The 23,459-nt window shown below is 38.4% G+C and carries 27 protein-coding genes and 2 riboswitches; of the genes, 13 read left to right on the top strand and 14 right to left on the bottom strand.

What is annotated here, in order from left to right:
• Positions 1-48: 48 nt before the first annotated feature.
• Together F7984_RS15730 and F7984_RS19600 are read left to right on the top strand one after the other, a co-directional pair.
• A complete protein-coding gene (locus F7984_RS15730; protein WP_225983620.1) occupies positions 49-1,527 on the top strand; it encodes an o-succinylbenzoate--CoA ligase in 1,479 nt (492 codons plus the stop codon).
• Between the two features lie 85 nt (positions 1,528-1,612).
• Entirely contained in the window at positions 1,613-1,744 is a 132-nt protein-coding gene (locus F7984_RS19600; RefSeq protein ID WP_257469186.1) for a hypothetical protein, read from the top strand.
• Positions 1,745-1,777: 33 nt separating this feature from the next.
• Here the strand turns inward: F7984_RS19600 and F7984_RS19595 are convergent, their stop codons facing one another.
• The 4 genes from F7984_RS19595 to yidD form a co-directional block, all read right to left on the bottom strand.
• Positions 1,778-1,906 carry a hypothetical protein gene (locus tag F7984_RS19595; protein ID WP_264158110.1) on the bottom strand — a complete coding sequence of 43 codons (129 nt, stop codon included), beginning with the start codon at positions 1,904-1,906 and terminating at the stop codon, positions 1,778-1,780.
• Between the two features lie 92 nt (positions 1,907-1,998).
• Positions 1,999-2,160 carry a DUF1540 domain-containing protein gene (locus F7984_RS15720; RefSeq protein WP_077248189.1) on the bottom strand — a complete coding sequence of 54 codons (162 nt, stop codon included), beginning with the start codon at positions 2,158-2,160 and terminating at the stop codon, positions 1,999-2,001.
• Positions 2,161-2,268: 108 nt separating this feature from the next.
• Positions 2,269-3,228 carry a metal ABC transporter solute-binding protein, Zn/Mn family gene (locus tag F7984_RS15715; protein WP_066109202.1) on the bottom strand — a complete coding sequence of 320 codons (960 nt, stop codon included), beginning with the start codon at positions 3,226-3,228 and terminating at the stop codon, positions 2,269-2,271.
• A gap of 109 nt (positions 3,229-3,337) precedes the next feature.
• Positions 3,338-3,571 carry a membrane protein insertion efficiency factor YidD gene (gene yidD, locus F7984_RS15710; protein WP_066109201.1) on the bottom strand — a complete coding sequence of 78 codons (234 nt, stop codon included), beginning with the start codon at positions 3,569-3,571 and terminating at the stop codon, positions 3,338-3,340.
• A gap of 136 nt (positions 3,572-3,707) precedes the next feature.
• Between yidD and F7984_RS15705 the strand changes: the two genes are divergently transcribed.
• Positions 3,708-4,181 (top strand): S-ribosylhomocysteine lyase, encoded by a 474-nt coding sequence (locus tag F7984_RS15705; RefSeq protein WP_066109199.1) that lies wholly within the window; start codon positions 3,708-3,710, stop codon positions 4,179-4,181.
• A 43-nt stretch (positions 4,182-4,224) separates the two neighbouring features.
• On the opposite strand, the gene ytzI is transcribed toward F7984_RS15705, so the two are convergent.
• Positions 4,225-4,398: a YtzI protein gene (ytzI, locus tag F7984_RS15700; protein WP_139063879.1), complete on the bottom strand. Its 174-nt coding sequence runs from the start codon at positions 4,396-4,398 to the stop codon at positions 4,225-4,227.
• Between the two features lie 156 nt (positions 4,399-4,554).
• Positions 4,555-4,797, bottom strand: coding sequence for a DUF6154 family protein (locus F7984_RS15695; protein WP_066109196.1), 243 nt, complete (start codon positions 4,795-4,797; stop codon positions 4,555-4,557).
• 245 nt (positions 4,798-5,042) lie between these two features.
• Between F7984_RS15695 and ytkD the strand changes: the two genes are divergently transcribed.
• Positions 5,043-5,516, top strand: a complete 474-nt coding sequence (ytkD, locus tag F7984_RS15690; RefSeq protein ID WP_066109192.1) for an RNA deprotection pyrophosphohydrolase — start codon at positions 5,043-5,045, stop codon at positions 5,514-5,516.
• Here the strand turns inward: ytkD and F7984_RS15685 are convergent.
• From F7984_RS15685 to F7984_RS15675, 3 genes are read right to left on the bottom strand one after another with little or no spacing between them, the layout of a single operon-like run.
• The gene (locus tag F7984_RS15685; protein WP_066109189.1) at positions 5,511-6,326 is read right to left on the bottom strand and encodes an ABC transporter permease; all 816 of its coding nucleotides are present in this window, start codon (positions 6,324-6,326) and stop codon (positions 5,511-5,513) included. The two genes, ytkD and F7984_RS15685, sit on opposite strands and share 6 nt — an antisense overlap.
• Complete coding sequence (locus F7984_RS15680; protein ID WP_066109186.1) at positions 6,316-7,083, bottom strand: ABC transporter ATP-binding protein; 768 nt, start codon at positions 7,081-7,083, stop codon at positions 6,316-6,318. The genes F7984_RS15685 and F7984_RS15680 overlap by 11 nt, the downstream gene beginning before the upstream one ends.
• A gap of 20 nt (positions 7,084-7,103) precedes the next feature.
• Positions 7,104-8,078, bottom strand: a complete 975-nt coding sequence (locus F7984_RS15675) for an ABC transporter substrate-binding protein (RefSeq protein WP_066109273.1) — start codon at positions 8,076-8,078, stop codon at positions 7,104-7,106.
• A 145-nt stretch (positions 8,079-8,223) separates the two neighbouring features.
• On the opposite strand from F7984_RS15675, the gene F7984_RS15670 reads away from it, so the two are divergent.
• Entirely contained in the window at positions 8,224-9,054 is an 831-nt protein-coding gene (locus F7984_RS15670; RefSeq protein WP_066109183.1) for an alpha/beta hydrolase family protein, read from the top strand.
• 18 nt (positions 9,055-9,072) lie between these two features.
• The gene (locus F7984_RS15665; protein WP_066109181.1) at positions 9,073-9,315 is read left to right on the top strand and encodes a DUF2584 domain-containing protein; all 243 of its coding nucleotides are present in this window, start codon (positions 9,073-9,075) and stop codon (positions 9,313-9,315) included.
• 136 nt (positions 9,316-9,451) lie between these two features.
• Here the strand turns inward: F7984_RS15665 and pckA are convergent, their stop codons facing one another.
• Positions 9,452-11,041 carry a phosphoenolpyruvate carboxykinase (ATP) gene (gene pckA / locus F7984_RS15660; RefSeq protein WP_140462213.1) on the bottom strand — a complete coding sequence of 530 codons (1,590 nt, stop codon included), beginning with the start codon at positions 11,039-11,041 and terminating at the stop codon, positions 9,452-9,454.
• A 378-nt stretch (positions 11,042-11,419) separates the two neighbouring features.
• Positions 11,420-11,548: riboswitch (SAM riboswitch) on the top strand.
• Positions 11,549-11,681: 133 nt separating this feature from the next.
• Between pckA and metK the strand changes: the two genes are divergently transcribed.
• Both metK and asnB read left to right on the top strand, forming a co-directional pair.
• Positions 11,682-12,881, top strand: coding sequence for a methionine adenosyltransferase (gene metK / locus F7984_RS15655; protein WP_140462214.1), 1,200 nt, complete (start codon positions 11,682-11,684; stop codon positions 12,879-12,881).
• 197 nt (positions 12,882-13,078) lie between these two features.
• A complete protein-coding gene (gene asnB / locus F7984_RS15650) occupies positions 13,079-14,974 on the top strand; it encodes an asparagine synthase (glutamine-hydrolyzing) (RefSeq protein ID WP_140462215.1) in 1,896 nt (631 codons plus the stop codon).
• Here asnB and F7984_RS15645 read toward each other — a convergent pair.
• Positions 14,971-15,822: a C39 family peptidase gene (locus tag F7984_RS15645; RefSeq protein ID WP_077248188.1), complete on the bottom strand. Its 852-nt coding sequence runs from the start codon at positions 15,820-15,822 to the stop codon at positions 14,971-14,973. The two genes, asnB and F7984_RS15645, sit on opposite strands and share 4 nt — an antisense overlap.
• Before the next feature lie 103 nt (positions 15,823-15,925).
• Positions 15,926-16,456 carry a gamma carbonic anhydrase gene (locus F7984_RS15640; RefSeq protein WP_066109168.1) on the bottom strand — a complete coding sequence of 177 codons (531 nt, stop codon included), beginning with the start codon at positions 16,454-16,456 and terminating at the stop codon, positions 15,926-15,928.
• Positions 16,457-16,566: 110 nt separating this feature from the next.
• Here F7984_RS15640 and F7984_RS15635 point away from each other — a divergent pair, with 110 nt between their 5' ends.
• The 5 genes from F7984_RS15635 (at position 16,567) to F7984_RS15615 (ending at position 21,714) form a co-directional block, all read left to right on the top strand.
• Positions 16,567-17,370 (top strand): alpha/beta hydrolase, encoded by an 804-nt coding sequence (locus F7984_RS15635; RefSeq protein ID WP_066109165.1) that lies wholly within the window; start codon positions 16,567-16,569, stop codon positions 17,368-17,370.
• A gap of 22 nt (positions 17,371-17,392) precedes the next feature.
• Positions 17,393-18,475: a tetraprenyl-beta-curcumene synthase family protein gene (locus F7984_RS15630; protein WP_066109162.1), complete on the top strand. Its 1,083-nt coding sequence runs from the start codon at positions 17,393-17,395 to the stop codon at positions 18,473-18,475.
• A 27-nt stretch (positions 18,476-18,502) separates the two neighbouring features.
• Positions 18,503-19,504, top strand: a complete 1,002-nt coding sequence (locus tag F7984_RS15625; RefSeq protein ID WP_066109159.1) for an LLM class flavin-dependent oxidoreductase — start codon at positions 18,503-18,505, stop codon at positions 19,502-19,504.
• A gap of 48 nt (positions 19,505-19,552) precedes the next feature.
• Positions 19,553-19,699: riboswitch (cobalamin riboswitch) on the top strand.
• A 177-nt stretch (positions 19,700-19,876) separates the two neighbouring features.
• Entirely contained in the window at positions 19,877-20,929 is a 1,053-nt protein-coding gene (locus F7984_RS15620) for a FecCD family ABC transporter permease (protein WP_066109155.1), read from the top strand.
• The gene (locus F7984_RS15615) at positions 20,923-21,714 is read left to right on the top strand and encodes an ABC transporter ATP-binding protein (RefSeq protein ID WP_140462216.1); all 792 of its coding nucleotides are present in this window, start codon (positions 20,923-20,925) and stop codon (positions 21,712-21,714) included. Before F7984_RS15620 ends, F7984_RS15615 begins: the two co-directional genes overlap by 7 nt.
• A gap of 41 nt (positions 21,715-21,755) precedes the next feature.
• Here F7984_RS15615 and F7984_RS15610 read toward each other — a convergent pair whose 3' ends face one another.
• Positions 21,756-22,322 carry a tRNA 5-(aminomethyl)-2-thiouridylate-methyltransferase MnmM gene (locus F7984_RS15610; protein WP_066109149.1) on the bottom strand — a complete coding sequence of 189 codons (567 nt, stop codon included), beginning with the start codon at positions 22,320-22,322 and terminating at the stop codon, positions 21,756-21,758.
• Complete coding sequence (locus tag F7984_RS15605) at positions 22,312-23,286, bottom strand: tRNA modification radical SAM protein MnmL/YtqA (RefSeq protein ID WP_066109146.1); 975 nt, start codon at positions 23,284-23,286, stop codon at positions 22,312-22,314. The genes F7984_RS15610 and F7984_RS15605 overlap by 11 nt, the downstream gene beginning before the upstream one ends.
• Positions 23,287-23,459: the final 173 nt, after the last annotated feature.

The raw sequence follows: 23,459 nt of genomic DNA, 5'->3' as shown, positions 1-23,459 counted from the left end.
GGTTAATTTGTATTTGTACTTAAAAACGCTTTGATGGTCAGAGAGATCATGAAGGAGTTCAGAGGGAAGGTTGAAAAGATGTTGATGCATGATACGGTTGTTCCGCAGTTTTTGATTCAACGGGCGTATGTGACTCCGGAGCGTACGGCTCTTTCATTTGAGGGAGAGAAGTGGACGTTTAGAGAGTTATATGAAATGGCCCATTTATACGCTCAAAAATTGACGGAGTTGGGTGTTGCGGAAGGTCATGTAATTGGAATTAACATGAAGAATCGGCCGGAGATGGTCTTTACGATACATGCTCTTCTCCTGATTGGCGCCAAAATTGTCCTATTGAATACTCGTTTAACAGATCGGGAAAAAGAGTGGCAATTAGAAGATGCTCAGGCTGATTTTCTCATATCAGAAAACGAAATGTTACTGGATATTTCCGTGCTAAGGCTGGAACAATTAGAGAAGGCTAAGGCAAAGTCATTTGAAGAAAAGAAGAACTTATCGTTTAATCAAACGGCAACTATTATGTACACATCAGGTACGACTGGTAAGCCTAAGGCCGTTCAGCAAACGATGGGAAACCATTATTGGAGTGCGATTGGGTCTGCTCTAAATTTAGGGTTGCGCGATGATGATAAATGGCTTTGCTTTATGCCGCTATTCCATATAAGTGGTTTATCTATCCTTTTAAGATCAGTCATTTATGGGATAGAGACTGTTTTGCAAAGAGGATTCGACCCTGTACAAGCAAATGAAGCTATTTGGAAAGAGAAGATTACGATTTGCTCGGTTGTGACGAATACTTTGACAAGAATGCTTGAAGATTTAGGAGAAAGGACATACCCTGAGGAATTTCGCTGTATGCTGTTAGGGGGCGGCTCAGCACCTATGGCGTTGTTGAAAAAGGCTACGGATAAAAACACACCTGTCTTTCAAACATATGGTATGACAGAAACATGCTCTCAAATCGTCACGCTGGCTCCTGAAGATGCAACGCGAAAACTGGGCTCTGCCGGTAAGCCATTATTGCCATGTGAGATAAAAATTATTGTGGATGGAAGGATTGCTGCAGTTGGTGTACCGGGAGAGATTGCAGTAAAAGGCCCAAATGTAACTCCGGGGTATCTTCATGGAAGGGCACCGGAATCTTTCCAGGATGGCTGGTTTTATACAGGTGATATCGGTTATATCGACGAGGAAGGGTATTTGTTTGTCATTGATAGACGCTCTGATTTAATTATTTCTGGTGGAGAAAACATTTATCCGGCTGAAATAGAATCCGTTTTGATGGAGCATCCTTTCGTAAAAGAAGCGGGAGTCATTGGTCTTAGCGATGATGAATGGGGAGCCGTTCCAGCAGCCGTAATAGTCCCCCATCCAGCGAGCCATTTACAACAGACAGAGATCATCGAATTTTGTGAATCTAGGCTGGCGCGATATAAAATTCCTAAAAAAGTAGTGATGGGTAAGGAGTTACCCCGTAATGCTTCAAACAAAATAGTGAGAAGAGAGTTAATTAATTTTTTTAGTTAATTCTGAATATTGGGTGTTGGACTTATTCAATTCGGCTATCAAATCCTGTATAATGGAAAAAAAGACATAAGAAGGCGGGGAAGAAATGGCTCGTTCGAAAAAACAATACTTGATTGCTGAGATCTTGTTGCGTCGCGGACTCCCATTATCAGTTATAACCGCAATAACAAATGTGGCAGAAAAAGAAGTTGTCGAATTAGTAAAGAAAAGTTACTAAGGGAAAAGCGCCTGGGTCACAGGGCGCTTTTCTTTATTGATTTATTTCTTCTTCCAGTAAACCTAATTCCAATCCCCGTTTAGCTATAAGCTGGTCTACTTCCTTCGGTAATTCATCAAGGGATCCGAATTCGGTACTCCAATAATTCGTAAAAGAGTCCACGCATATAGGAAATGTTAAGGAATTGGAATTTTGTAAATCCTCGTTAAAATTTCGGAGTATGTGATTGATATCCATTTATGACAGCCTTTCGTTTATAAAAAGTCAGCTGGGCGAAAGGTTTTGCATCCAGTATCGCCACTTTTATAAGCACGTTCCTCTGAATACATATTTACTTGAATTTTTTCTGCTGCACATTTATTCCCTTGTTTCCAAAAGTGGCAGGAATTCACAGAGCATTTAACACCATTTGGCATAAAAATCTCTCCTTTCTTTTGTTAGAATGCTTCTTTTCACCTCTTATATGTAAAGTAAATACAGGAAGAAAAAAGCCCGAATCCAAAAGAATTCGGGCTTTTACGTGATTAATCATTTAAAGCTTTTTGCAGTGAGTCTAAATTATCCTTCGCGATTGAAAAATAATCGCGTTCTGAATCAATATCATCCTGAGTCAGGATAGATAGATTATGAATAGGCAATGCAGTCAAATTAGCCTCTTTTTTAATAATATCCGTTAATTTACTATTTATATTCTGTTCAACTAAAATATATTTAAGTTGATGTTCCTTGGCAGTATCCACTAACTTCTCAAGTGATTTTTGAGTAGGCTCTTCGGATGTAGATATACCGGAGACGCTTATTTGATCTACATCATAACGTTCTTCCCAGTATCCAAACGCAGCATGAGAAACAAGGAATTCATCATGAGGTGCTTCGCTGAATACCTTTGTATATTCTGTATTTAACTCATCGAACTTTTTAGCCAGTGTTTCGTAATTTTCCTCGAAGGCACTTTTTTGTTCAGGCATTTTCTCAATCAGTGTGTCTTTAATATGTTCAGCCATTTCTTTTGCATATAGTGGATCTATCCATAAGTGCGGATCGACTGTACCATGATTATGGCCGTCGTCTTCGTGCTCATGATCTTCATGTTCGTGCTCTTCATGTCCATGAGTATCAAGATTTACTTTTTCACCAATAGCTATCATTTCCACATTTTCGTTTCCCAATGTTTTGGTCACGTTATTTACAAAGCCTTCTAAATTGTATCCAACGTAATAAAATAAATCAGACTCTGCGATATTGATAATATCCTTTTGTGTTGGTTCAAATGTATGTTCATCTACACCTGCCGGATAGATAGAAGATACATTTACATGTTCACCACCTATTTGCTCAGCCATATACTGTAATGGATAAACAGTTGTATAAATAGAAAGCTGGTTTTCATTTTTAGTATCAGCCGTGCTATTATCGCTGTTGCATCCGGAAAGAAAAATAGATGCACCAAGTATGAGTGCGAATATAAATGATATTTTTTTCAATGTAGTATCCTCCTGTTAATCGTATTCATTACGATTTGTTAAGCAAAAATATAAATCGAAAAGATTACGATTTGCATATCTAGTATGATACACGGCTTTTTCTTGTAAATCAAGAGTCTTTTTTTTCTTGTTTTTCAGGTACAGGATCAAACCCGCCGGCATGCAGTGGATGGCATTTAGAGATTCGTTTTATGGTTAGCCAGGTCCCCTTTACTGGTCCGAAACGCTCAATTGCTTCAAGGCCATATTGAGAACATGTTGGATAAAATCTACAACTTGGCGGCTTCATAGGTGAAATGGCCACTTGATAAAAACGGACTAGTTTTAGTAATATTTTTTTCATAATATGAACTTCCTTAATTAGAATGTTTAGATACAACCATATCATAATGCCTGAAAGGGCAAACTTCAAACTTTAGAGATGAAATATTGATGGAGAAAAGGTAAAATTAGTAATAAGTTTAAAAGGAGGTTTTATAATGCCATCTGTTGAAAGTTTTGATTTGGACCATAATGCTGTTAAGGCCCCGTATGTTCGTCATTGTGGTGTTCATAAAGTAGGAAGCGATGGAGTTGTTAACAAATTTGATATTCGTTTCTGCCAGCCAAATAAACAGGCCATGAAGCCAGATGCGATTCACACTTTAGAGCATCTGTTGGCGTTTAATATCAGGAAATATTCTGAGGGTTATTCTCACTTTGATATCATTGATATTTCACCCATGGGATGCCAAACTGGATTTTATTTGGTGGTCAGCGGTGAGCCAACTGTTGAAGAAATCATAGATGTGCTTGATAAAACCATGAAAGAAGCTGTTGAGATAACTGATATTCCTGCGGCTAACGAAAAACAATGCGGTCAAGCCAAGCTTCATGACCTTGAAGGTGCAAAAAAGTTGATGAGATTTTGGCTGACACAAAGCAAAGAAGATTTAAAACAAGTATTTGCATAAACAAAGTCGAATCCCCTTTTTATCTGGGGATTCTTTTTTGCGCTTATTCATGTGGTTCAGATGTGCGAACCTCTTCTTTACCACTCAAATGCGGATTTTGATCTAATGGATCAATAGTGTGCTTGTATTCGTATGCTTTTGTTGTGACAAGTGCAGTAACCCCTATTATTAGGACTATAATAATTGCCCCTATTATAAATATTCCTGTCATCCCCATATGCTTTCCCCCAGTCTTTATGACCTCTATTATATCATTGCTGTTACATAGAAATGACCTATATCTTACCATATCGTTTTTCGGGGTCTCTGTGAATTTATTTAAAAAACTAAAAAAACCTCCTATTTTTAGAAGGTTTCGCTATGTAATCCTATCTTAGTGCAAATATTTTGATACAGGCGGCTGTACATCATCATTTGCAAATCGCTTTTTAAGGCTATCAATTATGTATATCCCCATTAAATTATATAGCTCCCGATCTTCCAGTTCATTAATTAATTGCATAACATCCTTACGATCAAGCTGTTCTAAAACGGCTAAAGCCAAAATATCAATATCTTCATCATCGCCAGTTAGTTTATCTCGATACAATTGGTATAGTTCATCAATGAAATTCACTGCTAAGAACTCCTTTCAATTTTTAGATCACGATTCATATAGTAATTATTTACCCCAACCTTTATAAATGTACTCTACTTATATTGAAAATATTATTGATTCCATCCTTCATGACTATATTTGTTATATTTTTAAGAAAGTGTGTTGTAAAAGTAAGCTTCTAATTGATTTATTCCTTATAAATTATATAAGAGCCAGTTTTGCTATAATTGAAAGAAACAATTAAGAGAGAAGTGTAGAGATAGATGGACATATTTAAGGATATCCATGGAAATAATGTCTATTTTCATGATGAACAAGGTCAATTTGAAAAAGAAGCTCGTCATGTATTCGTCATATGCCGCTATAAAGGGAAATGGGTTCTTACCAACCATTCCAAAAGAGGGCTTGAATTTCCCGGAGGCAAGGTGGAAAACAATGAAACCCCTGTTCAGGCTGCCATACGTGAAGTATATGAGGAAACAGGGGGAGAAGCAAAGCAGTTAATTCCAATTGGCGAGTATAAAGTACTCGACCCAGCGGGTTCCTTTGTTAAAGCAGTATTTTATGCCGAGCTTACTGCCCTTACGAAGAAAGAAGATTATCTGGAAACAGAAGGGCCCGTTTTACTGTCAGAACTGCCACATGATTTTCAAACGAGCACCCAATATAGCTTCATTATGAAGGATCAGGTTGTTTTGAAATGTCTGGATAAAATAAGCCGGTTAAAATTTTTATGATAAGCGGTCGCGGATTAACTTAGCTTCAACAAACTCGACCATTTTATACATAATCGTTGCAAATACAGCTATAACGAGTAATGCCATTAAAACAAGGGTGAAATTAAATACCTGGAATCCATAAATGATTAGATAGCCAAGTCCTTGTGAAGAAACAAGAAATTCTCCAACTATGACACCAACCCAGGCTAAACCAACATTAACCTTTAGTGTCGATATAATGACTGGAAAGGAATACGGCAAGACAGCTTCCTTGAAGATGTGCATGCGGCGAGCATTAAACGTTTCCATTACCTTTATATAATTGGGATCGATTTCCTTGAAGCTCGTGTAGACGACTATAGTCGTAACGATAACTGAGATAATGATTCCATTGGTGATAATGGATATTAATCCAGGGCCCATCGCCACAATAATAATGGGTCCAAGGGCTACCTTAGGCATAGCATTGAAGATGACTAAATAGGGATCCAGGACCTTTGAAAGCATTGGAGACCACCACAAGGCAACAGCTAGCAGTGTCCCTAGTAGAGTGCCTAAAATAAAGCTGATGACTGTTTCGAACAAGGTAAGTCCGAGATGGCTGAGCAAACTGCCATCCTGTATTTTTTCAATCAGCATTTCAACGACATTGGAAGGTGAACTGAACAGGAGGGGATCTATCCAGTAAAAATGGCTGGCTATTTCCCAAAGAGCAAAAAATAAAACAAAGATAACACCCTGATACAGCCATACTTTATGCTGGTTGGTTTTTAATTGTTGGATATAGTTCTTGTGAAGGGTATTAATTTTAAGTTTATTATCCGTCAAGCTGCTCCATCTCCTTCCATATAAGCTGGAACACATCTGAAAAGGCTGGATGATTTCTTGCATTAAATGGGGATAGCCCTTTTAACTCGTTTGGAATATCAAATTCTTTGTGAATTTTTCCTGGTTTTGGAGAGAGGAGGAAGACACGATCACTCATGGCTACTGCTTCTCCTATATCGTGAGTAACTAAAATAGCCGTTTTTTTAAACGATTTTAATGTACTTGATACGATATCTTCAAGCTTTAGTTTGGTTTGTAAATCTAAAGCAGAAAAAGGTTCATCTAAGAGGAGCAGAGTAGGGTTAGTGGCCAAAGTTCTAACTAGGGCAACTCGTTGGCGCATTCCTCCTGATAGCTCCCTTGGAAATTTAGTCAATACATCCTTCAGGCCGATTTCTTCTAATAGTGATATGGTTTGTTCTTCGTGCTTTTGGTCGAGCTGCTTTAATAATTTTAATCCTATCAATATATTTTCTTTAATGGTCTTCCAGGGAAATAAATAATCCTGCTGCAGCATATATCCAATATCCTGGCGATGGATGAGGACATCCTTCCCGTATAGCTTAACACTTCCTTCGGTTGGCTTAAAAAGGCCAGATATAATGGATAGAAGGGTTGTTTTACCGCAGCCGCTTGGGCCAAGGAAGGAGATGAATTCTCCCTCCTCAATACTCATTGATATATTCTCTAAAGCAATTGATGTTTGCGATTTAGATAAATAGAGATGAGATACATTCTCTATCGACAATAAAGGCATAATCCCTGCCTCCTTAGCTCCTATTTTGAAACTTCTTCAGCGATTTCTGTATTTACGAGTGTTTTATGATCGATATAGGAATCGATTTCTCCTGCTTCTTTCATGATATCCTGCAGATTTAACCATTCTTCCTCATCAAGAATTGGATTTAAGGCAAAGGACTCCTGTGACTTGTAACGGTCAATGGCCATTTCAATAATCTCTACGTCTGTATCTTCAAAATATGGGAGAATAGCTTTTGCTACTTCAGCGGAATCTGTTTCTTCAACCCATTTTTGTGCTTTATAAATCGCTTTTGTAAAACGTTTAACGATATCTTCATTTTCCTTCATATAGCTTTCCTTTGCCATGAAGGTGGTGTATGGAACATGGCCGGATTCTTTTCCAAAGGAAGCGACAATATGTCCTTTTCCTTCTTTTTCAAAAACACTTGCCTGAGGTTCGAATAGCTGTACATAATCACCTGTTCCTGATGCAAAGGCATTGGCGACATTGGCAAAATCAATATTTTGAATTAATTTCAAATCCTTTTGAGGATCAATGCTGTGTTTTTTCAGTACAAACTCTCCAACCATTTGTGGCATACCGCCTTTCCTCTGTCCGAGAAATGTACTGCCCTTTAGCATGTTCCAGTTAAATTCCTCTATTTTTTCTCTGGATACAAGAAAAGTTCCATCTGTTTGAGTTAATTGGGCAAAATTAATAACAGGATCTCTTGAATTTTGTCCATGAACATAAATAGAAGTTTCTGAGCCAACAAGCACGATATCAGCTCCGCCTGATAGTAGAGCAGTCATTGTCTTATCACCGCCCCATGCAGTCTGCAGGTCTACATCAAGCCCTTCGTCCTTAAAAAATCCTTTGGCCAGGGCGACATATTCAGGTGCATAAAAAATAGAGCGTGTGACTTCTGCTACTTTGACTTTTGTCAATTCTTCAGTCGACTTATTTTCTTTACAGGCCGATAAACTAAAGATGAGCAGAATGGACAGCATACAGAAGAAGCGGGTTTTAAGATAATATTTCAAGGGAATTTCCTCCTTAGTAGGCAGTATGTATGCCAAAGTGTAGTTAATCGTATTGTATGTGTGGTATATATTTGTGTGAATGCCTATAGAACTTTGTAAAGGAGCCCGGATTATGGATGAAGTAAAATCATCGCTAGGTAGTATCGTAGATAGAAGTCGATATCCATCGCCACATCCGGATATAAATCTATATATTGTCACGTATTTATCGAATGGGTTAAGGGTTAAGGGGCTATTAGCTGAGCCAAAAAAAAATGATGAAATAATGGACGGATTTTTATATTTACGCGGAGGCATTAAAAATGTTGGGAAGGTCCGTCCAGGGCGTATCATTCAATTCGCAAGTCAGGGGTTTGTTGTTTTTGCCCCCTTTTATCGTGGCAACCAGGGTGGAGAAGGAGAGGAAGATTTTGCAGGAGAAGATCGTTGGGATGCTATTGCAGGTTTTGAACTTTTAAAGCAACATCCCAAGGTTAATCCAAAAAAGGTCCATATTTTTGGATTTTCTCGAGGCGGGATTATGGCCTTGTGGACAGCTATATACTGCCAGGACGCTGCTTCACTTGTCACGTGGGGGGGAGTTTCCGATATGGTTCTGACCTACATAGAGAGAATTGATTTAAGAAGAATGCTGAAAAGGGTCATTGGAGGTACGCCAAACAAGGTGCCGGATGAATATAAAGCCCGTACACCCTTGTATGAAATTGAAAAAATACCATGTAATGTTCTAATTATTCATGGCGAGAAGGATAAGAACGTTTCGGTTGAACATGCCAATCTATTAAGAAACAGACTGCAGGATCTCGGCAAGAGCGTCGATGTGTGGTACCTTAAGGACTATACACATTATCTACCTCCTAGAATAAATCGGCAAATCGTCACGGATTTAACGAAATGGATGAAAGAAGCCGCTTCAAATGATACCATTGAAATAAATAAATGAAGCAGGGGAGTGAGAGAATTGGGTATGCCAATGGAATTGAATACTCTTATAGTGACAAAGGCTAATGAAAAAAGGGTTGAGGAAAATCTATTCGTCCTAAAAAAAGAAGGATACCGCCTATATCCAATTGAAATTCCGATTGATATCCGAAAAACTCTGGATGGAGAATCGAGAGGAACGGCACGGATAAAAAAAGTGGAATGGGAAAATAACTGCACAACCATTACATATGAGTTGATTTCTTTAAATTCCAGTAACTAAATTGAATAGAAACTAAAGAAAACAAACCTTCATCCAGAATTACATTGGGCGGTGGGTTTGTTTTTAAATTTAGACAAATAAAATAGTGCCTCAGGAAAGCCATTTCTTTTTGGCTTCCTAAGACACCGCTAGTTCTTTAAAAGGTAATTGGTCCACCTTTAGTTTCAATTTCAGAACTGATATTTTTAAATTCCTTGAAATTTTCTCTGAATTTATGTGCAAGCTCATTCGCCTTTTCATAATAGGCTTCAGAATCTTTCCACGTTTTCTGAGGCTGTAAAACTTCATCAGGTACTCCAGGTACGTGTAAAGGAATTGCTAAGCCGAATATTCTGTCTTGTACCGTTTCGATATTGGCCAGTTCTCCTTCTAATGCAGCTTGAATCATCAAACGTGTATAAGAAAGCTTCATGCGGCTGCCTGTCCCATATTCTCCTCCAGTCCAACCGGTGTTAACCAGATATACCTGAACTTGATGCTCCTCGATATTTTTGCCAAGCATCTCAGCATATTTTGTTGGATGTAATGGTAAGAACGGTGAACCGAAGCAGGTAGAAAACGTTGCCTGTGGTGAAGTAATTCCGAGTTCAGTTCCTGCCAATTTACTCGTATAACCGCTTAGGAAATGATACATTGCCTGTTCTTTTGTTAACTTGCTGATTGGAGGCAGAACGCCAAAAGCATCAGCAGTTAAAAAGATGATTGTATTGGGATGGCCCGCTATACTAGGTGTGACGATGTTCTGCATGGCTTCGATAGGGTAAGCAGCCCGAGTATTTTCAGTTAACATTCCATTATCATAGTCAGCAATTCTTGTATCTTCATCTACAACCACATTCTCAAGTACAGAACCAAAGCGTATGGCATTAAAAATTTGAGGCTCTTTTTCCTGTGTGAGATTGATGCATTTTGCGTAACAGCCGCCTTCAATATTAAATACACCATCAGGAGACCAGCCATGTTCGTCATCACCTATAAGGCGGCGATTTGGATCGGCTGATAAAGTAGTCTTTCCAGTGCCGGATAGGCCAAAGAAAAGAGCTACATCTCCCTCGAAACCTACATTTGCTGAACAATGCATAGAAAACACATTATTCTCAGGCAACAGGTAATTCATGATTGAAAAAATGGATTTTTTCATTTCACCTGCATACTCAGTGCCTCCAATTAAGACGACTTTTTTCTCAAAGGAAATGATGATAAACGTCTCAGATTGTGTACCGTCCACAAGAGGGTTTGCTTTAAAACCTGGTGCTGAGATAATAGTAAACTCAGGGGAATGATTTTCAAGCTCTTCTTTAGTGGGGCGGATAAACAGCTGATGTACAAATAAATTGTGCCAGGCATATTCATTGATTACTTGAATAGGAAGGCGGTAGTCTGTTGCAGCTCCAGCAAACCCATTAAATACAAATAATTCATCTCGTTTTTCGAGGTAATCGATAACTTTATCATATAATTTAGAGAATGCGTCTTCAGATATTGCTTGATTGACGCTTCCCCAGGCTATTTTATCTTTAGTGGCAGCTTCCTCTACAATATATTTATCCTTTGGAGATCTGCCGGTATATTTTCCTGTTTCAGCCTTAATAGCTCCAGTAGATGTGAGGATACCCTCTTTTCTCGTTAATACTTTTTCAACTAGTTGTGGCACTGAAAGCTGAATGTGAATATTATCATGAGTAAGTAATTGTTTCAATTCGTTGGAAACTCCTACACTGTTCATAAGGTATCATCCTTTTCCAAAATTTTGGTAAGTATATTATATGGAAAATAGTATAACACATTTAATTGATTTATCCATACTAATTGTGTTAATTTTCAAAAATATGTTTTAATATAGTATATAAGGATAATTATTATTGTTTCCATTGGTAAAAGAATAGGGATATTATTCAATATTCACGGATAAATAACAAAGTATATTTATTTGAATATTCGTAAATTAATTATATCAATATTATAATTTAAATGCGAATTTTAAGTTCTGACTGTACTTCTATTAGGAAAAGGATGAAGCTAAAGGTTTATCTTAACAATATATTCCTGTTTATTTATTGACAGAAAATGATGGATAAGATATTATATACATTTGATATGGATACTCTTATCAAGACTCGGTGGAGAGACGAGCTCTATGAAGCCGGGGCAACCTGCAGTTTGATTCCTTTTAATGGAAATCACGCAAAGGTGCTAACTTGATGCAAGGTTATAATGCCTTGAACGATGAGAGTGAAAGGCAGATTTCTGAGACTCAGACCTTTCCTCTTTTCTTTATAAAGGGGAAGGGTCTTTTTTCGTATAATCAGGAGATAATTAAAGATAATGAGTAGCCATAAACAGGGAAACTGAAGGAGGAAATATACATGTCTAATAAGAGACATTTGTTTACATCAGAATCTGTAACAGAAGGTCATCCGGATAAAATTTGCGATCAGGTTTCTGATGCCATTTTGGATGAAATATTAGCAAAGGATCCAAATGCAAGGGTAGCCTGCGAAACATCTGTTACCACTGGATTAGTTTTAGTAGCGGGAGAAATCACTACTTCTACGTATGTGGATATTCCAAAAATTGTCCGTGACACAATCAAAGGGATTGGTTATACACGTGCAAAATATGGTTTCGATGCAGAAACATGCGCTGTCTTAACCTCTATTGATGAACAATCTGCAGATATCGCCCAAGGTGTAGACCAAGCTTTGGAATCAAGAGAAGGCACGATGTCAGATGAAGAGATTGAAGCAATTGGGGCGGGAGATCAGGGTCTAATGTTCGGTTTTGCCTGCAACGAAACAGAAGAATTAATGCCTCTTCCTATTTCTCTTGCTCACCAATTATCTAGAAAGCTGGCTGAGGTTCGTAAACAAGAAGTTCTTCCATACTTGCGCCCTGATGGAAAAACACAAGTCACAGTGGAATATGATGAAAATAAAAATCCGGTAAGAATTGATACCATCGTAATCTCTACTCAGCATGACGCGGAAACAACACTGGATCAAATTAAGAAAGACTTAAAAGAACAAGTAATTAAACCGGTTGTTCCTGCTCACCTTATTGATGAACAAACTAAATATTTTATTAACCCAACGGGCCGTTTTGTTATTGGAGGTCCACAAGGGGATGCAGGCTTGACTGGCCGTAAAATCATTGTTGACACGTATGGTGGATACGCACGTCACGGTGGTGGAGCATTCTCTGGTAAAGATGCTACAAAAGTAGACCGTTCTGCTGCCTATGCAGCCAGATATGTAGCTAAAAATATTGTAGCAGCAGGTCTTGCAGATAAAGCAGAAGTTCAGCTGGCTTACGCGATTGGTGTGGCTCAGCCAGTATCTATATCCATTGATACGTTCGGTACAGGTAAAATTGAAGAGGAAAAATTAATTGAATTAGTACGTGCTAACTTTGATCTGCGCCCTGCAGGAATCATAAAAATGCTTGATTTAAGACGTCCGATTTATAAACAAACAGCAGCTTACGGACATTTTGGACGTAATGATTTAGATCTTCCTTGGGAGAAAACGGATAAAGTAGAAGTACTGCGTACGGAAGCTAAAATCTAAGATAAACAGCATAAACATTTCAAGAAAGAGGGATAAACCCTCTTTCTTTTTTTGTCTAAATATGGTAATATTAGGAAACTATGAAATCGGGTATAATGGATCGTATTTTGTCGGGACCCTAGCTCATATCTAAAATCTAATTCTTTGATATTTTTAAATGAAAAACAGTCGAAAGTAAAGGTAGTGAGTGAATAATAATGTGTGGATTTGTAGGATGTATGCATGATCACCAACAAGCGAATCAGGATTCAGAACTAATTAAAAGTATGAATGACTTGATTACGCATAGAGGGCCGGATGACGAGGGGTATTATATAGATGAACATATCCAGCTTGGTTTCAGAAGACTAAGCATCATTGATATTGAATGTGGACATCAGCCCTTAACGTATGAAAATGAACGCTATTGGATTGTTTTTAACGGAGAAATATACAACTACTTGGAATTGAAAGTAGTGCTGGAAAAGGAAGGCATGGCGTTTTCTACAAATTCAGATACTGAAGTAATCCTGGCGGCATTTGTTCAATATGGGGAAAAGGCAGTTGAAATGCTTCGTGGGATGTTTGGGTTCGTGATTTGGGATAAACAGGAGAAATCTGTTTTTGGTGCCCGTGATCCATTTGGGATTAAACCATTTTTTTATAAGGAAGATGGGGATAAGACCTATTTTGCTTCTGAAAAGAAAAGTATTATACACGCTATAGAAAAACAAGAATTGGATCATGTGTCTCTGCAGCATTATCTTACCTTTCAATTTATTCCAGAACCAGCAACGATGACAAAGTATGTGAAAAAATTATTGCCTGGACATTGCTTTACAAAGAAAATTGGAGAACCTATGGAAATCCGCCAATATTGGAAAGCAGAATTTAAACCTATTCTGCGCAGTGAACCAGATTGGATTAAAGAAATTCAAGATGTGATGTATGACAGTATCAGCATGCATATGCGCAGTGATGTACCCGTTGGTTCATTTCTTTCAGGTGGAATTGATTCTACAATCATCGCATCCATAGCTAAAGAATTTCATCCTGGAATTAAAACATTCTCAGTTGGATTTGAACAGAATGGTTTCAGTGAAATTGATGTAGCTAAAGAAACAGCTGACAAGCTTGGGGTAGAGAATATCAGCTATATTATATCGCCGCAGGAATATATGAGGGAACTGCCGAAAATTATGTGGCATATGGATGACCCGTTGGCAGACCCCGCTTGTGTTCCTTTATATTTCGTGGCAAGGGAAGCGCAAAAGCATGTAACGGTTGTTCTGTCCGGTGAAGGAGCGGATGAATTATTCGGAGGATACAATATTTACCGTGAGCCTCAATCCTTAGCCATGTTTAATAAAATTCCTGTACTTATGAAAAGAGCGCTAAAAAGAATTGCTGCCATGATGCCTGAAGGTGTAAAAGGCAAAAGTTTTATAGAGCGCGGCTGTACGCCGATTGAAGAACGCTATCTTGGAAATGCCAAGATGTTTATGGAGGAAGAGAAGGGGCAATTATTCAAATTATATAAATCAAAGCTGGATTATACTACGATAACACATCCGTTCTACGCAGAAACACCCGAATATGATGATGTGAGCAGAATGCAGTATATTGATATTCATACATGGCTGCGCGGAGATATATTAGTAAAAGCTGATAAGATGACGATGGCACATTCTCTTGAGCTTCGAGTGCCATTCCTTGATAAAAAAGTATTTGAGGTGGCATCCGGAATTCCAACTGATTTAAAAACTGCTCATGGAACGACCAAATATATACTTAGAAAAGCTGCAGAGGGAATCATTCCTGACCATGTATTAAATCGTAAGAAACTTGGTTTTCCAGTCCCTATCCGTCATTGGTTAAAAAATGAAATGTATGAATGGGCGATTACAATAATAAAAGAAAGCCAAACAGATCATTTGCTGGATAAGCAAGTCATTATGAATCTGTTCAATAATCATGTTACAGGTAAAGCGGATAATAGCCGTAAACTATGGACTGTATTGGTATTTATGATATGGTACTCTGTATATGTCGAAGAAAAATATCCTTTCCAGGCATTAGCTGAAAAGGATATGATAAGTGACCCAATCCATTAATCTTTATAGGTTATAGCCTGTTTTCCCATTTGCACCCACGCTTTTTCAAAATCAGCGGAGGGTGCTTTTTTATTTTTAATTCCTGTTAAGGGATCGTTAAAATAAATATAATGCTGATCATATCCCGTCACTACGACAGAATGCTCCTTATAAGTAATCGATATTTTCCCATTTGGTGTTTTCCAAGTATGGAAATAGGATGGATCCAGTTTTTCATAGGCTGTATTTATGATAACCCAGACGGGCCGATTGGTTGAGAGATACTTTTTGATTTGGTTGAAATCTCCATTGGTAAAATCGATTATTTTGCCAGGCATATAATGCTCAGCAAGTTTTTTTATAGGCTTATGATACACTCCGAGGCCAGGTTTATTAGTTGAATACATATCTCCAATAAATCCATCATTAGGATCACCGTAATGGATTTCACCATTTATTTTTTTTATTTTAGCTGGATTTTTTTTTATTTGCTGGGCAAGTTTTAATTTATCAGCATCCAATCCGGAATATTGAAGAAGCATAGCCAGGCTGGTTACTTCACATCCTCTTGGGAGCTCGGGCTGCTGTTTAACGATCGGCACATCAAGAAGTACTTTATCTTTGGCAGGAGGTTTTGCAGGTCGATTATCTTTGGTAATAGAAGTTGTTAAGCTTACTGACTTATCAATCATATTATTAATTTGATGAGCAAAGGAGTAATTTGAGTTATAGACCTTCCAGCCTGTATACAGGAAAGTGCCTATCAAAGAGATAACAATCAAAATAGATAGTGGCTGATATTGACGCCATAGGACCAAAATGATTGAAATGATACTAAATAACATGAAAATCAAAATGAAAGTATTCATAATCCTACTCCTGAAATTGATTTTAAAAAGGTGTATCATTTATAGCTAAATAATAAAGGGAATGGGTATACAATAAAGAGTATACCCTAATGAGGAATGATAATTAGTTATTCTCTTTTAAAGGTTGTATACTTGAATAATAGCGTGCTTTTTCTGCGTATTCCTTATTTATTCTTTCCATGTCTTTACGATCATCATCTGTTAATTCACGAATTACTTTAGCAGGTCTGCCGAAAGCGAGTGTGTTTGGTGGGATTTTTTTACCTTGAGATACTAAACTGCCTGCACCGATGAAGGCACCTTCTCCTATTTCAGCTCCGTCAAGAATAATGGAGCCCATCCCAATCAAAGCATTTTTCTTCACATGGCAACTATGGAGAATGACTTGATGGCCTATCGTTACATTATCTTCCAGTACTAATGGGTTGTTGGGACTTTGATGGAGGACTGAGTTATCTTGAATATTAACATTTTTACCGATAATCACAGGAGCGACATCACCTCTAATGACTGTGTTAAACCAAACACTTGAATTTTCACCGATTGTGACATCACCACTGATAACTACATGATCCGCTAAATAAGCAGTTTGATCGATGGAAGGAATTTTATCTATATATTGATATAATTTCATTACAAAACCTCCGTTTTCTACTGTAAAATAGATAGTTAATAAAAGTGTACATATAAAGCGGTACAGTGTAAATAAAATAAAGCTAAACATCATACAGGAGGAGTTCATCTATGAAAAAGTGGGAAGCTGAGGGGAAAGCCTATGGTGTAATCGTGATTGTTCACGGCGCCATGGAGCATTCAGGCAGATATAAATGGTTAATTGAAAGATGGCTATCAGAAGGGTATCACGTAATTATTGGAGATTTGCCAGGTCAGGGAATGACTTCACGTGCAAATCGAGGGCATATTGATTCATTTGAGGATTATATTGATGAGGTTGATTCATGGGTGAACGAGGCTTATACATTTGGTTTGCCTGTATTCATGCTGGGTCATAGCATGGGAGGACTCATCATCATTAACATGCTTCAACTTAAAGAATATAATTTAGCGGGTATTATCCTATCTTCACCATGCTTTGGAACATTAATTCATCCTCCAAAATTACTTGAATCCATGTCAAAGGTTTTAAATCTTGTTTATCCTACATATAAAAAACCTTCAGGATTAACGGTTGAAATGGCAACGAGAAATCCAGAAGTTATTGAATTTGATTTGAACGATTCACTCTACATCACAAGTGTATCAGTCAGATGGTATCGTGAATTAATTTCAGCTATGAAGGATGCCTTTGATTTTGATGAGGATTTCCCGGATATTCCTGTTCTTGTTATGCAGGCAGGGGACGACAAAATAGTGGACAAGGCTATGGTTAGAGAATGGTTTAACTACTTTCCGGCATCCGAAAAGCATTATAAAGAATGGCCTAAGCTGTATCATGAAATATTTAATGAGCCAGAGAGAGAAGATGTATTTCTATATGCAAAGAGCTTTATTGAAGCGAGATTGCGCAATATAGGGTATATCGTTTAAGGGGTTAGGAGATGGGACACAAATGAAATTACCCACTAGTGATATCAGCTTAGTAAAGAATGTATACAGAAATGTATTTCCAGTTGTTCATCGAGAACTCGCGAGTTGGCAGGCAAAGGCAGAAAAAATCCCTAATGAAGAGCTGCGTACACAGGCCTTATCCAGTATTGCCCACAAAACTTTTCATTGCGAGGGTGGTTCTATATTAGCTCTCGCAGCAGGTGAAAAAAAAGATGATGTCATTCGATTTATTGTTGCGTATCAAACAATCAGTGATTATCTTGATAATCTATGTGACCGCAGTACCTCACTTGATCCTAATGATTTTACGCTATTGCATCAATCTATGAAGGATGCTCTTAATCCGGAGGCCCTGACGAGAAATTATTATGAACTCAGAGAGGAGCAGGAAGATGGCGGGTATTTAGTCGAGTTAGTAAAAACCTGTCAATCTGTTCTTTCAAATATGGTGCATTATCAACATATCGAGCCTTTTTTGAAAAAGCTTTGCACCTTTTATTGTGATTTACAAATACATAAGCATGTTACGTGGGAAGAACGGGTACATAGATTAGAAACCTGGTTCAATGAAAATAAACAGCAGCTTCCAGAAGGTTTGTCATGGTATGAATTCAGTGCTTGTGCAGGATCTACTCTGGGCATCTTTTGTTTAGTTTCATATGCAGTGCGTGATAATTTTACTGAACATTTGGGGAAAGACATATATGAATCTTATTTTCCTTATGTGCAAGGATTGCATATTATGTTGGACTATTTTATTGATCAGGAGGAGGATCGCCAAGGCGACGATTTAAATTTCTGTTTTTATTACGAAACGGAAGAGCAACTGATTGATAGACTTTGTTATTTTGTTGAAAAAGCCAATTTAGATGTCACAAAAATACCGGACAGCAAGTTCCACAGCATGATTAACCAGGGATTATTGGGTATTTATCTAGCCGATTCCAAGGTGAAAGACCAGTTGTCGGTTAAGCAATATACTAAAAAAATGTTAAGCCTGGGTGGCCGTTCAGCGTATTTCTTTTATTGGAATAGTAAGCTGTATCATGCGTTTAAGAGAATGAAAAAGAATAGGCGAGTCTAGCATTCAATACTAAGGGGATGGAGCAGAATGGTGAAATTAAGTATTCTAGACCAGTCACCGCGCTCTGTTGGAGAGCCTTCAGAGCAGGCACTTGCTAATACGGTCAAACTGGCAAAATTGGCTGAGGAGTGGGGATACTCAAGATTTTGGGTCAGCGAGCATCATGATAGTCAAGGCTTGGCAGGATCTTCGCCTGAGATATTGGCAACATGGATTGCTGCTCAAACAGATAAAATAAGAGTTGGAACAGGCGGTGTTATGCTGCCTCACTACAGTGCTTATAAAGTAGCTGAAAACTTCAGAGTATTATCTGGTTTAGCTCCAGGAAGAATAGATTTGGGAATCGGCAGGGCTCCTGGAGGGATGCCAAGAGCAACGCGAGCGTTGCAGGAGGGGAGAGTACAGGAACTGCATCGTTTTCCTGACCAGGTAGATGAGTTATCCTGGTATCTCTATGATCAAATACCGGAATTGCATCCTCTATATGGGTTATCGGCGACACCTACCATTACATCTCCGCCGGAATTGTGGATGCTTGGATCTAGTTCATCTAGCGCAGCTCTTGCAGCTCATAAGGGTATACCCTATAATTTTGCTTTGTTTATTAACAGTGAATATGCTGAAGAAAATATGAAGCATTACCATGAAGCATTTCGACCTACAGAGTTAGTACAGAATCCATCAGGTATGGTTACTGTATTTACAGTTTGTGCGGAATCGGACGAAGAGGCAGAATATCTGGCTGGTTCATTGGATTTATCGATGCTGTTTCTTTCACAGGGAATTATAAGAGAGGGAACACCTCACCCAAAAGAAATTCATGAAATGTCATTATCGCAGTTTGAGAAAGCTCGGATTGATTACAACAGAAGCAAGATGATTATCGGTTCTCCTAAAATGATTGGAGAAAAAATTAGAGAGCTGAGTGAACGCTTCTTTACAGATGAAATTATGCTTGTGACAATCACCCATTCATACGAGGCTAAAGAAAACTCCTTCAGATTAATTGCCAAAGAACTGTTGAAATAATAGTGGATTTGCCATTAGTCAATCAATCTATTAGAATAAGAATAAAATCTAATAAATCACTTTAAAAGTGCCTCGGTACACGAGGGTAAAAGGGAAAACGGTTCAAATCCGTTGCAGCCCCCGCTACTGTACTTACTAAATCACAAGTCTGATTTAGTAAAAGCCAGGAAACCTGCTTTTAGAGTTTTAGTACTTATTTTTCGGAGGGAAAAGTAGGCTTATTGTATTCACAGGCGTGAAAAAGTGAATCCTTAGCTCAATACCATCCTGAGCTAAGGATTTTTTATGTGTTGTAGCTTATAATCTTGTTTTAAAGTGCATGAATAATCCGAGGTTCGCCGCCAGGAGTAAAGAGGAATTGAAGTATAAGTTATGAATAATAAAAATAGAACAACCGGTATTTATTTTGGGAGTATCCTGTTTTTGCTGCTCGCTGCGTTGCTCGGCCTGTTTATAGGCAGCGTGGACATGTCATTTAAAGATATTCTTGGGATTCTCTTGAAGAACGTGACCGGCCAGGAATCCTTCTATACCGGTCCAAAAAATATAGAAATGATTATTTGGAATATACGATTACCCCGGGTATTAATCGCTTTATTTGTGGGTGCCTCACTGGCACTTGCCGGTGCTGCCTTTCAGGGGCTTTTGCAAAATCCACTCGCTGATCCATATACTATTGGAATTTCTTCCGGTGCATCGGTTGGGGCAGTGATTGTTCTATTCTTTAATATCGAATTTGCTCTTTTTGGTCAGTTCACATTGCCGCTTGTTGCAATCGTGTTTAGTTTTATAACCTTGTTTATTGTATTTGGTATTACAAAGGCAGCTAGTGTTACCTATGCAAATGAGACCATTATTTTAGCCGGTATAATTATGAATTCATTCATTGGCGCTGTGGTCTCACTTATCATTGCGCTATCCTCAGGAGATCAAATGAGGGAGGTATTAAACTGGCTGATGGGCAGTGTGGCTATGAAAAATTGGGGACACGTCAGTATATTGATTCCCTTTTTTATTATAGGAGCTTCCATAATTTTATATCATTATCGTGAACTAAATGGGATGGCTCTTGGAGATCAATCCGCTCAATATAATGGTATCGATGTGAAACGAAAGAAAATAATCATTATTATCGGGGCTGGACTATTAACGGGTGCAGCAGTTGCCGTATCAGGAGCTATTGGCTTTGTTGGACTGGTTATTCCACATCTTGTTCGCCTTCTTGCTGGTGCTGATCATCGCCACTTACTGCCATTATCCATGATTATTGGAGGTGGATATCTCGTATTGGCTGACTTGATTGCACGTACGATTATCAACCCGCAGGAATTACCAATCGGTGTCATTACTGCCTTAATCGGTGCACCTGTATTTACAATCTTACTGATTAAAGAACGCATAAAAAGAAGGAATTTGACATGTTAACCGTAGAGAGCCTCAGTGCAGGCTATCATAAAAATAAGCAAGTGCTTCAGGACTTTTCTATTAAGGTTGAGAGCGGAGAATTTTTTGCTCTTCTTGGTCCAAATGGAAGCGGTAAGACGACATTGATTAAAAGTATATTGGGAAAAATGGAATATAAAGAAGGGACTTCAATCATTAATGGGAAAAGGACCTCATCCTATAAAACCGGAGAATTGGCTAAAATTGCTGCCGTGTTAAGTCAGGAACATATGGTGGGTATAGATTTTACGGTGGAAGAAATCGTACTATTAGGCAGGTATCCTTATCAGGAGAAGGGATTTTTTAATCATTACCGTAGTGAGGATTACGCAATTGTTGATGAGTGTCTTGCTCAGACAAACACGCTGAAATTTAAGTATACATACTTTTCGTCATTAAGCGGAGGGGAAAAGCAACGTGTCCTTTTAGCAAAGGCTTTGGCCCAGCAGCCAAAGCTCCTGTTTCTCGATGAACCTACAAATCATCTGGATGTAAAGCATACAATCGAATTGTTAAATTTATTAAAGAGGCTCCAGCTTCAAAATGGGCTGACGATTGTCGCCATCCTCCATGATTTAAACATGGCAGCTTTATATGCAGATAGATGTGCTTTGCTTAAGGATGGAAGGAAGGTGGCGGAGGGTGGAATAGATTTACTTTATGATGAAACATTGCTTTCATCTGTATACGAGGTAGATTTGGTAAGTCGCCCTCATCCTATTACGGGAACACCGCAGATCTTTTTTACCCCTGAGAACTTTAAATGATTATATATAAAAAGTGTGAGCATCCATAAGCTCACACTTTTTTAACGTTTTTCGATAGCGATAATAAATGGCGGATTGTTTTTTTGATTCATAAATCGGTATTCCAGCACATGGGCCGTATCCTGTGGAAGCTCTGTAACGAATTTGATTAATTCGTCACGTTCAATGTCTCCGCCGGGATGACCGTGATAGATGACAAGAACTATGATGCCTTCAGGCTCCATAATTTTGAGTAATGACGTTACAGCCTGAATCGTAGTAGGAGCGGTTGTAATAATTTCTTTATCGCCGCCAGGCAAATAGCCTAAATTAAAGATTGCGCCTGTAACAGATTTGCCAGTTGGGATAAATTCCTGTAAACGCTCATGACCTGCATGAATTAGTGTTACCCGCTCCTGAAGCTCATTTGTCATCAGTCTCTCTTCCGTTTTTTGCAAGGCAGATTCCTGAATGTCGAAGCTGTATACATGTCCATCCGGACCAGTTAAATTTGCTAAAAATACGGTGTCATGCCCATTGCCCATCGTACAATCAATGGCTATATCACCAGGTTTAACTGCTTTTTCAAGCAATAGTCTTGCGAAGGGAAGGATACGATCAAGCTTCATTTATGACAGCATCCTTACTTGGCACATAAAATTTACCTTGATAACTATTGCGACGCTTTAATTCAGCATCGATAGCATTTAATACTTCCCATTTATTAACGCTCCACATTGGTCCAACCATCAAATCAATCGGACCGTCACCGGTAATACGATGGACAATCATTTCAGGCGGAAGGATCTCCAACTGATCACAGACAAGATTGACATATTCATCTAACGAAAGGAATTCCAGCATTCCTTTTTCGTATTGTTTTACCATTGGAGTGCCCTTTAAGAGATGCAATAGGTGAATTTTAATTCCCTGTACATCCAGTTTAGCAACTTCTTTAGCTGTCTCCATCATCATTTCTGGAGTTTCAAGCGGCAGTCCATTAATAATATGGCTGCAAATGCGTATACCGTGTTTCCGAAGTTTGTTTACGCCCTCTACATAGGTTGGATAATCATGTGCACGGTTTATGATATTAGCTGTTTTCTCATGAACAGTTTGCAGGCCAAGCTCAACCCACAGGTAGGTACGTTCATTTAATTCAGCTAAATATTCTACAACATCATCAGGCAGACAGTCTGGACGAGTGGCAATGGATAATCCGACTACACCTTCCTCGTTCATGACAGTTTCAAATTTTTCCCGTAACACCTCGACTGGTGCATGGGTATTTGTATAAGCCTGGAAATAGGCCATATACTTGCCGTCCTTCCATTTTTGATGCATTTTTGCTTTTATATCGGCAAATTGTTTTTGCAAATCTTCAGCACGATTGCCGGCAAAATCGCCGGATCCAGCGGCACTGCAAAATGTACAACCACCAAAAGCTACCGTGCCATCACGATTCGGACAATCAAATCCACCATCAAGAGCTACTTTAAATACTTTGTGACCAAATTGATTGCGTAGATGATAATTCCATGTATGATAACGTTTGTCGTCACTTGCATATTGAAAAGGGTTAACCTGTTTCATTACAAAAACCCCCTGTTTAGATTTCAAGAACATAAACTCCATTTTACCACGCTGATGTATACTTTCCAATTGACTATTATTAGCAGCTTTAAAAATCACTAATCTTTTTAATTTCAAAGGGGCATAATGGATAATGGATGAGCTTTTGTAAACCAATCCAATGAAAAAAGGAG

The organism is Pradoshia sp. D12 (assembly GCF_008935075.1).
Classification (GTDB): domain Bacteria; phylum Bacillota; class Bacilli; order Bacillales; family Pradoshiaceae; genus Pradoshia.
The sequence above is the reverse complement of the archived record's forward strand: the minus strand, read 5'-3'. Positions and strand labels throughout refer to the sequence as shown.

Bases quoted from the DNA above. Each gene is read 5' to 3' on its own strand.
- F7984_RS15730 (WP_225983620.1), top strand. From the start codon at position 49: ATGAAGGAGTTCAGAGGGAAGGTTGAAAAGATGTTGATGCATGATACG.
- F7984_RS19600 (WP_257469186.1), top strand. From the start codon at position 1,613: ATGGCTCGTTCGAAAAAACAATACTTGATTGCTGAGATCTTGTTGCGT.
- F7984_RS15720 (WP_077248189.1), bottom strand. From the start codon at position 2,160: ATGCCAAATGGTGTTAAATGCTCTGTGAATTCCTGCCACTTTTGGAAA.
- yidD (WP_066109201.1), bottom strand. From the start codon at position 3,571: ATGAAAAAAATATTACTAAAACTAGTCCGTTTTTATCAAGTGGCCATT.
- F7984_RS15705 (WP_066109199.1), top strand. From the start codon at position 3,708: ATGCCATCTGTTGAAAGTTTTGATTTGGACCATAATGCTGTTAAGGCC.
- ytzI (WP_139063879.1), bottom strand. From the start codon at position 4,398: ATGGGGATGACAGGAATATTTATAATAGGGGCAATTATTATAGTCCTA.
- ytkD (WP_066109192.1), top strand. From the start codon at position 5,043: ATGGACATATTTAAGGATATCCATGGAAATAATGTCTATTTTCATGAT.
- F7984_RS15680 (WP_066109186.1), bottom strand. From the start codon at position 7,083: ATGCCTTTATTGTCGATAGAGAATGTATCTCATCTCTATTTATCTAAA.
- F7984_RS15675 (WP_066109273.1), bottom strand. From the start codon at position 8,078: ATGCTGTCCATTCTGCTCATCTTTAGTTTATCGGCCTGTAAAGAAAAT.
- F7984_RS15670 (WP_066109183.1), top strand. From the start codon at position 8,224: ATGGATGAAGTAAAATCATCGCTAGGTAGTATCGTAGATAGAAGTCGA.
- pckA (WP_140462213.1), bottom strand. From the start codon at position 11,041: ATGAACAGTGTAGGAGTTTCCAACGAATTGAAACAATTACTTACTCAT.
- metK (WP_140462214.1), top strand. From the start codon at position 11,682: ATGTCTAATAAGAGACATTTGTTTACATCAGAATCTGTAACAGAAGGT.
- asnB (WP_140462215.1), top strand. From the start codon at position 13,079: ATGTGTGGATTTGTAGGATGTATGCATGATCACCAACAAGCGAATCAG.
- F7984_RS15645 (WP_077248188.1), bottom strand. From the start codon at position 15,822: ATGAATACTTTCATTTTGATTTTCATGTTATTTAGTATCATTTCAATC.
- F7984_RS15640 (WP_066109168.1), bottom strand. From the start codon at position 16,456: ATGAAATTATATCAATATATAGATAAAATTCCTTCCATCGATCAAACT.
- F7984_RS15635 (WP_066109165.1), top strand. From the start codon at position 16,567: ATGAAAAAGTGGGAAGCTGAGGGGAAAGCCTATGGTGTAATCGTGATT.
- F7984_RS15630 (WP_066109162.1), top strand. From the start codon at position 17,393: ATGAAATTACCCACTAGTGATATCAGCTTAGTAAAGAATGTATACAGA.
- F7984_RS15625 (WP_066109159.1), top strand. From the start codon at position 18,503: ATGGTGAAATTAAGTATTCTAGACCAGTCACCGCGCTCTGTTGGAGAG.
- F7984_RS15620 (WP_066109155.1), top strand. From the start codon at position 19,877: ATGAATAATAAAAATAGAACAACCGGTATTTATTTTGGGAGTATCCTG.
- F7984_RS15615 (WP_140462216.1), top strand. From the start codon at position 20,923: ATGTTAACCGTAGAGAGCCTCAGTGCAGGCTATCATAAAAATAAGCAA.
- F7984_RS15610 (WP_066109149.1), bottom strand. From the start codon at position 22,322: ATGAAGCTTGATCGTATCCTTCCCTTCGCAAGACTATTGCTTGAAAAA.
- F7984_RS15605 (WP_066109146.1), bottom strand. From the start codon at position 23,286: ATGAAACAGGTTAACCCTTTTCAATATGCAAGTGACGACAAACGTTAT.